The following is a 1,540-nucleotide window of genomic DNA, read 5'->3' as shown; positions in this document are numbered from 1 at the left end:
TGAAGGCCCACATCGGAGTGGATGATGAGTCGGGTCTGGTACACAGCGTAGTCGGTACGCCAGCCAACGTGGCGGATGTCACTCAGGTCGACAAGTTACTGCACGGCGACGAAAACGTCGTTTGCGCCGATGCCGGCTACACGGGCGTCGAAAAGCGCTCCGAACATGAAGGCCGGGCGGTGATCTGGCAGGTCGCGGCACGCCGCAGCACTTACAAGAAGCTTGGCAAGAGCAGCCCGCTCTACAAAGCCAAGCGCAAGGTCGAGAAGGCCAAGGCGCAGGTGCGGGCGAAGGTCGAGCACCCGTTTCGGGTGATCAAGCGCCAGTTTGGTTACACCAAAGTTCGCTTTCGAGGGCTGGTGAAGAACACGGCGCAGTTAGTGACGCTGTTCGCCCTGTCGAACCTGTGGATGGCGCGCCGACATTTACTGGCGAATACAGGAGAGGTGCGCCTGTAATGTGGGAAATGGCCGGCGCGAGGTGCTCGCGGCGGCTAAAAATCCAGAAAAAATGGATGATTCGATCGTTTTTTAGACGAATCGCCGCTTTTAAAATTGGCAGGGCTGAAGTCAGCCAGAAATACGTGACTACTTCAGACCATCCTTATAAGAAAGAGATAATAATTATGAATGAAAAAGAAACCAATAAAATACGCCGCATTGCTGTGGTCGGTGGCGGCATCGGTGGCTTGACCTTTGCGATTGCGATGCGCCACCACGGTATCGACGTTGATATATACGAGCAAGCGGAGGAGTTGCGTGAGGTGGGTGCCGCGGTCGCATTATCCGCCAATGCCACGCGTTTTTATTATAACCACTGGGGTTTGGGCGAGGAGTTTGACGAGGCTGCGTTTGAAATCTCTGCTTTGATCTACCGGGACGGAAAGACTGGCCGTGAAATCGGCAGGCACGCCGGCGGGCTGGCGTATCGAGACCTTTTCGGCGGCCCATATCTCGGCATCCACCGGGCCGAGTTGCAACGAATCCTCTCCACCAAGGTGGGTATGGAACGCATCCACCTGAATAAACGCCTAGTAAATATCGATGACACTGGCGAACAGGTAGTGTTACATTTTAAGGATGGCAGCAAAGCGGAAGCCGATATAGTCATCGGTGCTGACGGGATGCGTTCCACCGTACGGAATTTGATGCTCGGCTATGAAGATTACATATACGCGGGGTACACAGCATTTCGTGGGATTGTTCCAATCGATAAAATACCGAGCATGCCTGATCCGACCGCTATTCAATTCTGGATGGGTGAGTCCGGCCACTGTCTTCACTACCCGATCGGCGGAGACAGAAAAGGAGACATCAATTTCTTTCTCGTAGAGCGCACTCCGACGACTTGGCCACTAAAACAGTCGACTGCGCCTACAGACGACGGTGAACAGCTACGCCTCTTCAAGGACTGGCATCCTGCTCTCGTCGAGATGATCGCTTCGAACACCTTGAAGACAGTAAATCAGCGATGGGGAATGGTTTATCGTATGACCCTTGGCCGCTGGAGCAAAGGTCGGGTAACGCTGCTCGGTGATGCT

Annotated in this window: 1 protein-coding gene and 1 pseudogene; both read left to right on the top strand. The window is 54.2% G+C overall.

The window, feature by feature from the left end; translation table 11 throughout:
- Positions 1 to 458: pseudogene (locus tag NA637_RS24955) on the top strand (IS5-like element ISAch1 family transposase); the annotation flags it as partial.
- Positions 458 to 1,540 (top strand): FAD-dependent monooxygenase (locus NA637_RS24950; protein ID WP_256075243.1); only part of this gene is annotated, 1,083 nt, incomplete at its 3' end. The pseudogene NA637_RS24955 and the gene NA637_RS24950, both read left to right, overlap by 1 nt.

Origin of the sequence: Stutzerimonas stutzeri (genome assembly GCF_024448935.1) — a bacterium.
Classification (GTDB): Bacteria; Pseudomonadota; Gammaproteobacteria; order Pseudomonadales; family Pseudomonadaceae; genus Stutzerimonas; species Stutzerimonas stutzeri_AO.
The sequence above is the reverse complement of the archived record's forward strand: the minus strand, read 5'-3'. Positions and strand labels throughout refer to the sequence as shown.